The following is a 14,358-nucleotide window of genomic DNA, read 5'->3' on the forward strand; positions in this document are numbered from 1 at the left end:
CTTTGTTTAGGATCTATTGACCCTAGAATATAACACGCTTTTATACGTGAGATGGTATTGAAGCTGAAGGGAGACAAAACTCCACACTCAACTGATGAATTAGTGGCCAAGGCGACTGCTCATACTGGGTTTTTGTGATCAATTCAGCTTGAGTAAGCAATGCAAACAGGGAGTGTAATTGAGACATTGAAACTCTGGTTAGCGCCGCGTTATAAAGAGGCTTCTTTGATTGCCAGATACGCTGTTTCTCGAAGACCTGACCAATCGGCATCTGCTGCATTTGTTGCTGCATTTGTAATAGCAAAACAAGCTCACGTTGTACGCTACGCAGTAAAATAACGGGCTCAATACCTTCCGCTTCCAATTGTCTTAGAATTCGTTGTGCTCGATTCCCTTTACCTGCCAGTAAGGCGTCACTCCAATGGAATGGAGTAAAATGGTTGTGTCGGCTTAGTGACTCTTGAAGGCGGACTAATGTGAGCTTTCCATCGGGATACTGAAGCGCCAATTTTTCTAAGCTTTGTGTCAGAGCAAAAAGATTGCCTTCGTGCCATTGCGCGAGCATCTGAATGGCTTCAGGATCGGGTGATAAACCGATTTTACGGCAGCGTGCTTGGACAAACTGAGGTAATCGACCGACATCTGGCGTTAAACAGCTTACCCAATGCCCTTGGTTCGAGAGTGCCTTAAACCATTTAGCATTCTCCTGAGCCTTCGTCAGTTTCGTTCCTATTAATATCAATAAGATATCGTTGTGGATATGCTCAGAAATCACGAGTAATTCTTTCGCTATCGCCGCATTAACCCCAGATTCCGGCAGCTCAAGCTCGATGATCTGGCGACTTGAAAATAGGCTCAGTGCTTGAGTACAGTCGTAGACTTGATTCCAATCTAGACTGCTATCAATTGCAAAACGGTGACGTTCTTCGAAGCCTTGTTGTTTTGCCGCTTGTTGAATCGCTTCTCGGCTCTCTTGCAGCAGTAGTGGCTCGTTACCAAAAATGAGGTAAACATTACTCAACTGTTTAGCGAGTTGCTCAGACAAGCGGTCAGCAAAAATACGCATCAAATAGACCTATTATTCAACAGATTCAATTGATTGTGATTGATCGGTTGAGCTTGAAGTGCTCTCAACGTCGTCAATTTCGATGTTCTTGATGTCATACTGCTGCTCAAGGTCTTTCACTTGTACGTTTTCCAAAGCTTCATGCTCCATGCTCCCTGCCGCAATCGTGGCTTTCAATCGAGCCATCTGACGAAGGATCTGGCTTGTCGCAAGTTTTCGCATTTCATCTTCGATCATGTCTCGTTCAACCGATTTCGCGAGTGCGGTTAACGGGTTATCAAGATAACTACGGGTTACACTGGTTGAGAATGTTTTTGAGCCAATTTCAGGAATCGTTACTCGATATGAAGCTCGAAATGTTAGTTCTTTCTCTGCTGCACGAGTGTTTTGGTAGAGAGACAGCGTTCGTTCAGCAACGCTCTCACTAATAATATGCAGGTTAGGGGTGTTCTCAGTCGGTGGCACAATTTCAACATTATTCAGACGCAGTTGACCTTTCATCATACGCGTAAACGTACTGTATTGGTCGTAACTGGTTACTGAGATCTTGTTAAGCTCTTCAGGCACTGAGTAATCACCACGTAGGTGGAAACCACACGCACTTAATAGGCTAACGGTTAAAACAACAACAGTAACTTTCAATGAAGATAGTGAAATCAGGCGCATTATTGGATGGCTCTCATGACGGTAGAATACTTATTTAAAGGCTTTAGTTCGTTTGAGTGGTTAGGCTCAAGTCTAAAGCGCTTAAATAAGTAGACAGGGTAATTAGTTACCCTGTCTACAGACTGCTTTTGATGAATTAAGTTCGTTAATTCTTTAGCAATGGCATGGTGCTAACGAAATTAGTTAGCAACGATGTTTAGAAGCTTACCAGGTACGAAGATAACTTTACGAATCGTTAAGCTATCTAGGAACTTCTTAGCGTTCTCATCGTTTAGACCAAGCTCACGAACTTGCTCTTCTGTGGCATCTGCAGCAACCGTTAGTTTCGCACGTAGCTTACCGTTGATCATGACAACGATAGTTTTCTCGTCTTCAACTAGCGCTTTCTCATCGAAAGTTGGCCATGTTGCTGAGTCTACGTTTGATTCACCAAGCGCAATCCACATTTCGTATGAGATGTGTGGAGTCATTGGGTAAAGCATGCGAACCACGGCTTTAAGTGCTTCGTCAAGAATGGCACGGTCTTGTGCTGATTCTTGTGGCGCTTTCGCTAGCTTGTTCATCAGTTCCATGATCGCAGCGATTGCTGTGTTGAACGTTTGGCGTCGGCCAATATCGTCCGTTACTTTCGCGATAGTCTTGTGGACATCACGACGCAGTGCTTTTTGGTCGCCAGATAGCGCAGAAGCGTCAACCGATTCAGCCGCACCTTTAGAAGAGTGAGCGTGAACCAGTTTCCATACACGTTTAAGGAAGCGGTTTGCCCCTTCAACACCAGATTCTTGCCATTCAAGCGTCATATCAGCAGGTGATGCAAACATCATGAATAGACGCACTGTATCTGCACCGTACTTGTCGACCATCTCTTGTGGGTCGATACCGTTATTCTTAGACTTAGACATTTTGATCATGCCTGAGTGCTCTACGTCACGGCCTTGGTTGTCGACGGCTTTTTCAATGCGACCTTTTGCGTCACGTTCAACTGTGACATCTGTCGGTGCAATCCACTCTTTAGTGCCTTTGTCGTTTTCGTGATAGAACGCGTCAGCCAGAACCATGCCTTGACATAGCAGTTGCTTGAACGGTTCGTCAGACGTTACGTAACCCGCATCACGCAGAAGCTTGTGGAAGAAACGAGAGTAAAGCAGGTGCATACAAGCGTGTTCGATACCACCAACGTATTGGTCAACGGGTAGCCAGTAGTTTGCTTTTTCAGGATCTAGAATGTCGTCAGCTTGTGGTGAACAGTAACGTGCGTAGTACCATGAAGACTCCATGAACGTATCGAACGTATCCGTCTCACGTAGCGCAGGTTCGCCATTGAATGTGGTTTCAGCCCAAGACTTGTCTGCCTTGATAGGGCTCGTTACGCCATCCATTACCACGTCTTCAGGTAGAATAACGGGCAGTTGGTCCGCGGGTACTGGGTGAACTTGACCGTCTTCAGTGGTGACCATTGGGATTGGCGCACCCCAGTAACGCTGACGAGAAACGCCCCAGTCACGTAGACGGAAGTTTACTGTCTTCTTACCTTTGCCTTCAGCTTCAAGCTTCGCAGCAATTGCATCGAATGCTTCTTGGAACGCAAGACCATCGAATTCACCAGAGTCGAACAGGACACCTTTTTCAGTGTAAGCCGCTTCAGACACATCCAGTTCAGAACCGTCTTCAGGTTTGATGACTGGGATGATATCGATGCCGTACTTAGTTGCGAACTCGTAGTCACGTTGATCGTGAGCAGGAACCGCCATTACCGCACCTGTGCCGTAATCCATAAGTACGAAGTTTGCTACGTATACAGGAACAACACGACCGTTAAGAGGGTGGATAGCCGTTAGGCCTGTATCCATACCTTTCTTTTCCATCGTTGCAAGTTCAGCTTCAGCGACTTTAGTGTTACGACACTCTTCAACGAAGGCCGCAAGTTCTGGGTTGCTCTTCGCTGCTTTCTCTGCCAGAGGGTGACCAGCTGCGATACCTACGTAAGTGACGCCCATCAGTGTATCTGGACGTGTTGTGTAGACTTCTAATGGTGTTTCTTCGCCGTTAACAGCGAAAGATAGCTCAACACCTTCAGAGCGACCGATCCAGTTGCGCTGCATGGTCTTAACCATTTCAGGCCAACCTTCAAGGTTGTCTAGATCGTCGAGTAGCTCTTGAGCGTATTCAGTGATTTTAATGAACCACTGTGGAATTTTCTTTTGCTCTACCGGCGTATCACAACGCCAGCAGCAACCATCTTCTACTTGCTCATTTGCCAGAACCGTTTGGTCATTTGGGCACCAGTTCACAGAAGAAGTCTTCTTGTAAACGAGGCCTTGTTGGTAAAGCTTAGTGAAGAACTCTTGCTCCCAACGGTAGTACTCAGGCGTACAGGTTGCGAATTCACGGTTCCAGTCGTAACCAAAGCCTAGAAGTTTAAGCTGGTTCTTCATGTACTCAATATTTTCGTAAGTCCATGGTGCCGGCGCCGTGTTGTTTTTAACTGCTGCGTTTTCAGCAGGCAGGCCGAACGCATCCCAACCAATTGGTTGCATTACGTTTTTGCCTTGTAGACGTTGAAAGCGAGATACCACATCACCGATGGTGTAGTTACGCACGTGGCCCATGTGCAGTCGGCCACTTGGGTAAGGGAACATAGAAAGACAGTAGAATTTTTCTTTGTTTGGGTCTTCACTTACAACGAAAGTCTCGCTGTTATCCCAGTGTTGTTGAACCTTTTGTTCAATCTCTTGCGGGTTATATTGTTCTTGCATCGATGGTATCCGGTTATCTTGGAATTTGTGAGTTCGGTTAGAACAGAATCTTACAGATCATCATAGAATACCTAAAGGAGCTGAGTACAACAATAGTTATACCCTGCATACTTGCAGTTGTAGTCTGGTTGATGGCCTAAATTTCATCTAATTGCTAAGAAGAGCTATGCTAAAAGGTATGAATTACATTTGTTTGTTAAAGGTTTGTAATCTTAAGGAGGTCGTTTATGTCGATAAAAAAAACGCTCTATGAAGACGTCGTTGAAGAGGTCATTGAAACGCTGAAGCATAGTCCTGAAGAGCTCAACCACAAAATTGAAACGTCAGGTAAATTCGCCCAAGCCGCCAATGACATGACAAAAGATGAGCTTGCATTAATTTCCGCTTACGTAAAGTCGGATTTAAAAGAGTTCTCCGAAAGCTATGAAGAGAGTAAGAGTAGTCCATTTTATTTGATGATTACGGACTCTATTTGGCAGGGGTTACTCGATATTACTGATCGTACTAAGGTGGAGTGGGTTGAATTATTTCAAGATCTGGAGCAACAAGGGTTATACCAAGCAAATGAGGTTATTGGACTCGGCACCCTGATATGTGATGATTGTGGGCATCAAACTGAATACAACCATCCAACGACGATCATTCCATGCATTAAATGTGGTTCTAAAGGGTTTAGTCGAAAAGCCCTTAAGCCGTAAGCTCCTGAACCATAGCGTATCAAGGTAAAACAACAGTAATAAAAAAGGGTTGACCCAGCCAGTCAACCCTCAAATCACTTTTCTACGAATGTCTAATCTAGCTTTGTGGCTTTCTTATTACCCAACCAATCACCAAGCTGAGCATCGCCCAGATATACAGTGGCCAAGTACCGACTGTGTGGTAAGGCGTTTGACCATCTGTTGAAATGAGTTCAGCTTTCAGTACTGCCGTTTCAAACTGAGGTATTTGCCTGATGATGTTGCCTTTGTAATCGGTTACGGCCGTCACCCCATTGTTGGTCGAGCGAATAACAGGCTTACCAAGCTCCAGAGCGCGCATCTGTGCGATCTCCATATGTTGCAATGGCCCTATCGAATGTCCAAACCACGCATCGTTAGAGAGCGTTAAAATAAAGTCAGTCTCATCGGTTACGTTCTGTCTAACTTGATCATTAAAGACTATCTCGTAACACAACGCAGGCGCTAAGTGACGACCATTTGCTACGATGTTTGGTTGAACAAAGTCGCCACGGCTGAATGATGACATCGGCAAATTAAAGAAAGGCGCTAATGGGCGTAAGATATCTTCAAACGGCACAAACTCACCAAACGGCAATAGGTGATGTTTATGGTAGCGTTCGTCTGGATCGTAGCTGTATTCACCGTATGGATTCACACCGAGAGAAAGAATACTGTTGTAGTATTTCTTATCTTCAGACTGATTAAGCACACCTGTGATGATCGAGCTGTTGTTCATCTTCGCTGCACTATCTAAGTTACGTAGGAAAGATGGGATCTCGACTTCAAACGCGGGAATTGCAGCTTCAGGCCAGATGATGATATCCGCGTCCCAGTTTTCTCTGCTTAGGTCGGTATATTTCATTATGGTTGGCCAGCGATGACTTGGTAACCATTTACTGTCTTGATCGATGTTGCCTTGTATTAAAACGACAGACGTAGTTTTCTCAGGGTTTGGCGTGACCCAATCGATATTTCGAATACCAAAACCGGCACTAAATACGACTGCAGGGATGAGGCCAACACTCCATCGTTTGTTGATCATCATATAGGCAAGTGCAGAGGCGGAAACAATCACAGCCAGAGTCACTAACTCGACGCCGCCAAGCGGTGCAAATGACCCCAAAGGCGAATCGATTTGGCTGTAGCCTAACCAAAGCCAAGGGAAGCCCGTCATGACCCATCCGCGTAACCAATCACTGATTAGCCACAGGGCTGGAGCTGCTAGGAAAAAGCGGCTTAAGTTATTGGTCGGGAAGTACTTGTTCAAGCTCCAGGTAAACAGACCAGAATAAACGGCTAGGTAGCCAATGAGCAATGCCATCAAAAAGAGGTTGGCGGCCAGGGGCATACCGCCAAAATGTTCAATACTGACGTAAACCCAACTGACGCCCGTTGTAAATTGACCTAAACCCCAAGCGTAACCAATCCAAAGTGCGTGTTTAGGCGAACGGTTATGGATCAGTAGCAGCAGTAATGCGGGGCTGAGAATCGCAAGAGGCCATATTGAGTATGGTGCGAATGAAAGAGTGGTTATAGCGCCAACAAAAACGGCCGCAAGCGGCCGTAATAGGCGATGAATAAAGGTATTAGTCATCTGATTTCTGTCATCTCTTTAGAGAGAAGTTGTTATTCTTCGATAGTCGGAAGAGGCTGCTCGTCAGGAATGGTTACCTGAAGCTGAATCACACGACGGTTATCTGCGGATGTTATTTTGAAATGGTAGTTATCGATTTCTACAATTTCGCCACGAACCGGCAAGTGACCGAGTGCTGTCATGACCATCCCACCGATTGTATCCACTTCGTCATCATTGAAGGCTGTGTTAAACGTATCGTTGAACTCTTCAATGGTTGTTAAAGCTTTAACAGAGAAAGTATGCTTACTCAGCTTACGAATATCTAGCTCTTCCTCATCGTCGAACTCGTCTTCAATTTCACCAACGATTTCTTCGAGGATATCTTCAATGGTTACTAGGCCAGAGACACCGCCAAACTCATCGACAACGATAGACATGTGATAACGCTCTTCTTGGAACTCCTTCAGTAGGCGATCAACACGCTTACTTTCAGGAACAACAACAACAGGGCGAATCACTTGTTCGATGTCAAATGGAGCACTGTCTGAACCTAAGTACTTAAGTAGGTCCTTCGCTAATAGAATGCCTTCAACATGGTCTTTGTCTTCACTGATCACTGGGTAGCGAGAGTGTTGAGCATCAGTAATCAGCGCAATCAATGTGTCTAAGTCATCGGTGCGTTCAACTGTAACCATTTGAGATCGAGGCAGCATAATATCGCGGACTCGCATCTCTGAAATTTCCATAACACCCTCGAGCATGTCGCGCGTGTCGTGGTCAATTAGGTCATTGATTTCTGAGTCGCGGATTACATCGACGAGCTCTTGGCGATCTTTCATCTCACCTTGAAATAGTTGGCCTAGGCGTTCAAAGAAGGACTTTCTACTCGGACCTTCAGATTTTTTACTTCCCTCAGAAGTGGGGGGGTTACCTTCGTTCATGATTTCTCAAAAAATAACGCTATCAGAAGTGTGATAGCACACATCACAACTCAGATTCCTGTAAAAATAACAGGTTCGATGAGTTATTGTTTCTCTGCAATCTACTTAACTAGAATCAATTTATTTTTCTAGAATATAAGGGTCTTCAAACCCCATAGCTTGCATGATTTCTGTTTCGAGTGACTCCATCTCTTCAGCTTCATCATCTTCGATATGATCATAACCTAGCAGATGCAGGCTGCCATGTACAACCATATGAGCCCAGTGTGCTAGCAGAGGCTTATTTTGCTCTTCTGCTTCTTTTTCGACAACTTGGCGGCAGATAATAAGGTCGCCCAGTAGATCTAAATCGATCCCTGGAGGAGCCTCGAATGGAAAAGACAGCACGTTAGTTGGCTTGTCTTTTCCACGATATTCATGGTTGAGTTGGTGGCTTTCTTTGGTATCTACGATACGAACCGTCAACTCGGCGTTCTCTTGAAACTGAGGAATTGTCTTGTTTAGCCAAAGCTGAATATCCTGTTTGGTTGGAAGACCTTGCTCATTTTCGACCGCTAATTGTAGGTCTAGTTCAATAGACATCTATTTATCACCTTGCTCTGTAATTACAGAGCTATTTTGTGTTGCTAATTGTGTCGTAACCGCCTGCTGAGCCTCAAGAAGTTTAGCTTCGCGCTCTTCACGTTTGCGCTTTTCAAACTCTTTACGCTCTTTTTGGTCTTTTGCTTCCCATTTTTCGTACGCATTGACGATACGAGCTACTACAGGGTGGCGAACGACGTCTTCGGACATGAAGAAGTTAAAGCTAATGTCATCCACTTCGCTCAGTACTTCTGTTGCATGACGTAAGCCTGATTTAGCCCCACGAGGCAAATCGATTTGCGTGATATCACCGGTGATCACGGCTCGTGAGTTAAAGCCAATACGGGTTAAGAACATTTTCATCTGTTCTACTGTGGTGTTTTGGCTCTCATCAAGAATGATAAACGCATCATTCAATGTTCGACCACGCATGTAAGCCAGTGGCGCGACTTCAATTACGTTACGCTCAATCAGCTTTTCAACACGCTCAAAGCCGAGCATTTCAAACAGTGCATCGTACAGTGGACGCAAATAGGGGTCGACTTTCTGGCTTAAATCACCCGGCAAGAAACCAAGCTTCTCACCAGCTTCAACAGCAGGACGAGTGAGTAGGATTCGGCGAACCTCTTGGCGTTCAAGTGCATCAACGGCTGCCGCAACAGCTAAGTACGTTTTACCGGTACCTGCCGGCCCAATACCAAAGGTGATGTCATGGGTGACCATGTTCATTAGGTATTGGGCTTGGTTTGGGGTACGAGGTTTGATGATGCCTTTCTTGGTCTTAATCGTCACTTCTTTGCCATAGTCAATTTCCGACTCGGCATGCTGTTCCAAAATACCAGATTCTGTGATCGCCAGATGCACTTGCTCGGGTTCGATATCAATTATCTTGCCTTTAACTGGAGCCGTTTCCACATAGAGGTGTTTGATGATGTCTAAAGCCGCGGCTGTCGTATGAGGTTTACCAACCATCGTGAAGAAGTTGCTGCGGTAATTAATCTCAACACCTAGGCGACGCTCAAGATGCTTGATGTTGTCGTCGAATGGGCCACACAAACTTGCTAAACGTTGGTTGTCGGCAGGTTCTAGATTGATCTCTAAAGTAACGATTTTATTGCTCAAATTAGCCTCTCATTTTGTACCACTTGCTCTTAAATAAGAAAAAGAGCAAGAAGCCCGATTTAGACCGGGCTTCTGATGGTGATTCCCTATTTCTAAGATGGTCACTCAGTTAGGTAATTTCAAGCTTTGTGTTTGCACTTTGTGCTCAAACCGTAGTATTGCCTATGGCGTAAATGTCGCGACACCTAGGTCGTCTTCACGTTTTGTTTTTTCCATCATTTCTGCAGGAGTCATTACAACGCGTAAGCCCATGTCTTTTTCGGTACGGACTAATTCACCGCGTAGTGAGTTGGTGTAAACCTCAGTGATCTTCACGTCGACGAATTGACCGATAAGATCAGCCGAACCTTCGAAGTTCACAACACGGCTGTTTTCAGTTCGGCCACGCAGTTCCATTAGGTTCTTTCTTGATGGACCTTCAACAAGAATACGTTGTTCAGTGCCTAACATTAGACGAGAAAAACGCATCGCTTGTGTGTTTATCGTTTGCTGCAGTTCGTACAGACGCTCTTTCTTCTCTTGTTCTGGTACATCACATGGGTAGTCTGCTGCCGGTGTTCCTGGGCGAGGAGAGAAAACAAAACTGAAGCTCATATCGAAATCCACTTCTTTAATCAGTTTCATCGTATCTTGGAAGTCTTGCTTAGTTTCACCAGGGAAGCCAACAATAAAGTCCGAGCTGATCTGAATGTCAGGGCGAGCTTTACGCAGTTTACGGATGATAGATTTGTATTCGATTGCAGTGTGTGGACGCTTCATCATCGTGAGAATACGGTCACTACCACTTTGAACTGGTAAGTGTAAGAAACTCACCAGTTCAGGCGTGTCTTTATACACCTCAATGATGTCGTCACCAAATTCGAGTGGGTGGCTTGTCGTGAAACGAATGCGGTCGATACCATCGATAGAAGCCACAAGGCGAAGAAGCTCAGCAAATGAACAGATCTCACCCTCATGAGTTGGGCCACGGTATGCGTTGACGTTCTGTCCAAGTAGGTTTACTTCACGTACGCCTTGCTCGGCAAGTTGTGCGATTTCGAACAAAACGTCATCCATCGGACGGCTCACTTCTTCACCACGTGTGTATGGTACAACGCAGTAAGTGCAGTATTTAGAACAGCCTTCCATAATAGACACGAATGCCGTCGCTCCGTCTGCTTTTGGCTCCGGCAGGTTATCGAATTTTTCGATCTCTGGGAACGAGATGTCCATTACTGGCTTTTCGTTAGACAGTGATGATTTAATCATCTCTGGCAGACGGTGTAATGTTTGTGGACCAAAGATAACGTCGACATAAGGTGCACGTTGGCGAATATGATCGCCTTCTTGAGTTGCTACACAGCCACCCACACCGATCACGACACCTTCTTTTTTATCCTTTAGCGTTTTCCAACGACCAAGCTGGTGGAATACTTTTTCTTGTGCTTTTTCGCGAATAGAACAAGTATTCAATAGGAGTACGTCTGCTTCCTCAGGTACATCTGTTAGCTCATAGCCATTTGCAGCGTTAAGCAGGTCGGCCATTTTTGATGAATCGTATTCATTCATCTGACAGCCCCAAGTTTTAATTAGCAGTTTCTTACTCATTTTTTGTTCGCTCGATCGTTAGTTTAATTTAAGGGAGCAAATCGCCCAGTTTTTATCCGCAAGCCTGTTTGCCATCGTCAGGTATTGATTTTATGACGGCTCTAGCGGCAAGCGGCGTATTGTACTGGTTTAAAAACCGACTGACTAGTGGTCTGATTAAATCTCTTCGCAAGTGGTTTCTATTATCGTTGGCGCTATACCCTATAAGGGATCGCGCTTTTTTCAAATAAGGTTTTTGGTTACAAGGTAGTTATGAAAAAGTACAATCAAAAACAGTCAAAGAATCAAATCGATAAGTACAAAATATGAACAATTATGACGTTGTGGTCGTCGGTGGTGGCATGATTGGTGCGGCAACGGCGATTGGTCTTGCTAAACAAGGGTTGCGTGTTGCGGTCATTGAAGGCTTTTCTCCGGAAGCTTTCCATCAGTCACAAGCGATGGATATCCGTGTATCTGCGATTTCTCAAGCATCCGCTGATTTGCTCGAAGAGCTCGGTGCGTGGCAGAGTATTGCTGCAATGCGTATTTGTTCTTATAAGCGCTTAGAAACGTGGGAGCACTCTGAGTGTCGCACTCGGTTTAATGCCGAATCTCTTGATTTACCTCGTTTGGGTTACATCATTGAGAATCGATTAATTCAATTGGGTTTATGGGCTCAGTTTGATACCTACGACAATTTAACGCTGTTGTGCCCAGAGAAGTTAGACACTATCGAGTTTGGTAAAACCAACATCGTCAAACTTCAATCCGGTTTGCAAGTATCAGCACAGTGGGTGGTTGGTGCGGATGGTGCAAATTCCAAAGTTCGACAGCAAGCCGGGATAGGAATTACGGCTTGGGATTACCGACAACACTGTATGCTTATCAATGTCGCAACGACGTTACCGCAGCAAGACATTACTTGGCAGCAGTTTTTACCAAGTGGCCCTCGCTCATTCCTGCCATTGTGTTCGCTCATGTCTGAAGGTAAAGAGGTGGGGCAAGGGTCTTTAGTATGGTATGACTCACCGTCTCGCATTCAGCAACTTTCTGCGATGAGCCCAGAAAAATTACGGGATGAAGTCCTCGCTCATTTTCCTTCTGAGTTGGGGGATATCAAAGTGTTGAATGCAGGTTCATTCCCTCTAACGCGACGTCATGCTCAATCCTATTCGAAGAATAACTGTATTCTTGTCGGGGACTCTGCACATACGATTAACCCTCTAGCAGGACAGGGGGTTAACTTAGGCTTTAAAGATGTGGCAGCACTATTGGATATCAGCAAAGAGAAAGGTGAATTGAGTCAATCGGTGACGAGGCGCTATGAAGTGATGAGAAGAGGCGACAATCTACTTATGCAAAGCGGAATGGACTTTTTCTACAAAGCCTTTAGTAATGACATTGGCCCACTCAAGTTTGTACGTAATGCCGCGCTAAAACTTGCAGAGAACTCTGGGCCGATTAAAGCTCAAGTCTTGAAATACGCCTTGGGGCTGTGATTGATTCGTTCAAATGACTGAGCGATACAAAAGAAGGAGAGCAGAGGCTCTCCTTTTTTATTGGGGTGCTTATGGTTGCTGAGTGACACAAACGGGCACATCAATCTCTAAAGAGTAGCCCGTATAGATGAGAGAGCCATCTTGAATATTTCGTCTGAATGAAGTGAGGTTATTGGAGTGCTGGTTGGCGGCGATAAGCCATTTCCCATCGTCAGTTATATGGAAGTCTCTTGGGAATTTACCTTCAGTGTCGTAGCTATCAATGAAAGTCAGCTTTTGAGTCTCAGAATCGACTTTGAAGCTGCTGATTCTTGATTGGTGTCGACATGACACATAAAGGAATTGCTCATCAGGCGATAGCTTAATCGCAGCTGCGGCTTCTCCCTTCTCCATATTAGGCAATGCATCAATCTCTTCCACTACATTCCAAATGCCTAAAACCTTGTCCAAAATCAGTAATGTTTCAGAGAGTTCACAGACCACATAGGCTCTGTCTTCAGCTTTGTTAAAGATTAAATGGCGAGGTCCATTGCCGGATGGCACTTTGATGGACTGCATTGGCTCATCAAGGAACTCCTCTTGCTCTTCGTCAAAGCAATAGAAGTTGATGCGATCGGTGCCGAGATCGACGGTCACAAATTGTGGTGAGTTTTTTAAGAACAGGCATTGATGAGCGTGTGGGCTGGTTTGCCTCTCTTTGTTCGGTCCTGAACCAAGCATCTTGATTGTTTTAAGTCGTCTATCGATATTGCCATTGATATTTAAGCTAAAGATATCGAATGTCCCTGTTGAATATTGCGATGTAATAGCAAACTTATTGTGGGGATCTATCGCAATATGGCAGGGGTGCTCGCCTGAAATTAGCCCGCTATTGGGTGCTACTTTTGAATCAGTATTAGGTATATGGATTAGCTGTGGTTGTCTATTCTGGTCTACTTCTGAAGCGGTATAGATCCCAAGCTTTGTCGTGGTAACAAACGAGGGATTAGAACATGCAACGATAAGCTCTAAAGGTAACAGCGCTCCCGTTTCTCGATCTAACTGAGTTTGATATACACCTTGGCTGTTACTTGGAGAATCTGTGTAGCAACCGATCATTAAAGGGAGATATTTCATAGGTCGTCATACTCGGTTAGAAAATAGAGCAGACATTGTCTAATAAAATTACAGAAAAAGTGAGGCTATAGAAGAGAATACTTGGTGACTTGGCTTGCAGATTTACATCTTTCAGATAAAACAAAACCCAGCTAAAAAGCCGGGTTCTATTAAATAATGGTGCGGTCGGAGAGACTTGAACTCTCACACCTCTCGGCGCCAGAACCTAAATCTGGTGCGTCTACCAATTCCGCCACGACCGCAGCAAATCTTTATAGTCATATCAATATTGGTGRTTCRATATRACGTTGTCTTCTTATTTAAAGAAARARTGGTGGCTACTGCGGGATTTGAACCTGCGACCCCATCATTATGAGTGATGTGCTCTAACCAACTGAGCTAAGTAGCCATAATAAATCGAATAGATTCATTATTAAATAATGGTGCGGTCGGAGAGACTTGAACTCTCACACCTCTCGGCGCCAGAACCTAAATCTGGTGCGTCTACCAATTCCGCCACGACCGCAGCAAAGCTTTTACTCTAGCGAAGAGTATAGTTAAGAAGACTTATGGTTTGTCTAAGTAACGTTGTAGTGGCTGGGCTACCTGGATTCGAACCAGGGAATGCTGGCATCAAAAGCCAGTGCCTTACCGCTTGGCGATAGCCCAACAATGATATCAATTAAGACATCTAAATAATGGTGCGGTCGGAGAGACTTGAACTCTCACACCTCTCGGCGCCAGAACCTAAATCTGGTGCGTCTACC

The 14,358-nt window shown here is 45.0% G+C and carries 11 protein-coding genes and 4 tRNA genes; 2 read left to right on the forward strand and 13 right to left on the reverse strand.

The window, feature by feature from the left end:
* Positions 1-40: 40 nt before the first annotated feature.
* The 3 genes from holA to leuS form a co-directional block, all read right to left on the reverse strand.
* Positions 41-1,066, reverse strand: coding sequence for a DNA polymerase III subunit delta (gene holA, locus L4B77_RS10475; RefSeq protein ID WP_429750312.1), 1,026 nt, complete (start codon positions 1,064-1,066; stop codon positions 41-43).
* Between the two features lie 12 nt (positions 1,067-1,078).
* The gene (locus tag L4B77_RS10480) at positions 1,079-1,732 is read right to left on the reverse strand and encodes an LPS-assembly lipoprotein LptE (RefSeq protein WP_429750314.1); all 654 of its coding nucleotides are present in this window, start codon (positions 1,730-1,732) and stop codon (positions 1,079-1,081) included.
* Positions 1,733-1,911: 179 nt separating this feature from the next.
* Entirely contained in the window at positions 1,912-4,488 is a 2,577-nt protein-coding gene (gene leuS, locus L4B77_RS10485; RefSeq protein ID WP_429750316.1) for a leucine--tRNA ligase, read from the reverse strand.
* A 227-nt stretch (positions 4,489-4,715) separates the two neighbouring features.
* On the opposite strand from leuS, the gene L4B77_RS10490 reads away from it, so the two are divergent.
* Positions 4,716-5,186 carry a zinc ribbon-containing protein gene (locus L4B77_RS10490; RefSeq protein WP_261839084.1) on the forward strand — a complete coding sequence of 157 codons (471 nt, stop codon included), beginning with the start codon at positions 4,716-4,718 and terminating at the stop codon, positions 5,184-5,186.
* 97 nt (positions 5,187-5,283) lie between these two features.
* Here L4B77_RS10490 and lnt read toward each other — a convergent pair whose 3' ends face one another.
* From lnt to miaB, 5 genes are all read right to left on the reverse strand, one after another.
* Complete coding sequence (gene lnt, locus L4B77_RS10495) at positions 5,284-6,801, reverse strand: apolipoprotein N-acyltransferase (protein ID WP_429750319.1); 1,518 nt, start codon at positions 6,799-6,801, stop codon at positions 5,284-5,286.
* A gap of 32 nt (positions 6,802-6,833) precedes the next feature.
* Entirely contained in the window at positions 6,834-7,724 is an 891-nt protein-coding gene (gene corC / locus L4B77_RS10500) for a CNNM family magnesium/cobalt transport protein CorC (protein WP_261839086.1), read from the reverse strand.
* A gap of 120 nt (positions 7,725-7,844) precedes the next feature.
* Entirely contained in the window at positions 7,845-8,306 is a 462-nt protein-coding gene (gene ybeY, locus L4B77_RS10505) for an rRNA maturation RNase YbeY (protein WP_261839087.1), read from the reverse strand.
* A complete protein-coding gene (locus tag L4B77_RS10510) occupies positions 8,307-9,428 on the reverse strand; it encodes a PhoH family protein (protein ID WP_261839088.1) in 1,122 nt (373 codons plus the stop codon).
* A 162-nt stretch (positions 9,429-9,590) separates the two neighbouring features.
* The gene (gene miaB, locus L4B77_RS10515; protein ID WP_261839089.1) at positions 9,591-11,015 is read right to left on the reverse strand and encodes a tRNA (N6-isopentenyl adenosine(37)-C2)-methylthiotransferase MiaB; all 1,425 of its coding nucleotides are present in this window, start codon (positions 11,013-11,015) and stop codon (positions 9,591-9,593) included.
* A 305-nt stretch (positions 11,016-11,320) separates the two neighbouring features.
* On the opposite strand from miaB, the gene L4B77_RS10520 reads away from it, so the two are divergent.
* The gene (locus tag L4B77_RS10520) at positions 11,321-12,496 is read left to right on the forward strand and encodes a 2-octaprenyl-3-methyl-6-methoxy-1,4-benzoquinol hydroxylase (protein ID WP_261839090.1); all 1,176 of its coding nucleotides are present in this window, start codon (positions 11,321-11,323) and stop codon (positions 12,494-12,496) included.
* 69 nt (positions 12,497-12,565) lie between these two features.
* On the opposite strand, the gene L4B77_RS10525 is transcribed toward L4B77_RS10520, so the two are convergent.
* The 5 genes from L4B77_RS10525 to L4B77_RS10545 all read right to left on the reverse strand — a co-directional run bounded on the left by L4B77_RS10525 (position 12,566) and on the right by L4B77_RS10545 (position 14,260).
* Positions 12,566-13,612 (reverse strand): lactonase family protein, encoded by a 1,047-nt coding sequence (locus L4B77_RS10525; protein ID WP_429750323.1) that lies wholly within the window; start codon positions 13,610-13,612, stop codon positions 12,566-12,568.
* Between the two features lie 157 nt (positions 13,613-13,769).
* Positions 13,770-13,854: transfer RNA gene (locus L4B77_RS10530), tRNA-Leu, on the reverse strand.
* A 69-nt stretch (positions 13,855-13,923) separates the two neighbouring features.
* A tRNA-Met gene (locus L4B77_RS10535) sits at positions 13,924-14,000 on the reverse strand.
* 32 nt (positions 14,001-14,032) lie between these two features.
* Positions 14,033-14,117 (reverse strand) — tRNA-Leu (locus tag L4B77_RS10540).
* 68 nt (positions 14,118-14,185) lie between these two features.
* A tRNA-Gln gene (locus L4B77_RS10545) sits at positions 14,186-14,260 on the reverse strand.
* Positions 14,261-14,358: the final 98 nt, after the last annotated feature.

This window comes from Vibrio minamisatsumaniensis, assembly GCF_050337445.1.
Classification (GTDB): domain Bacteria; phylum Pseudomonadota; class Gammaproteobacteria; order Enterobacterales; family Vibrionaceae; genus Vibrio; species Vibrio artabrorum.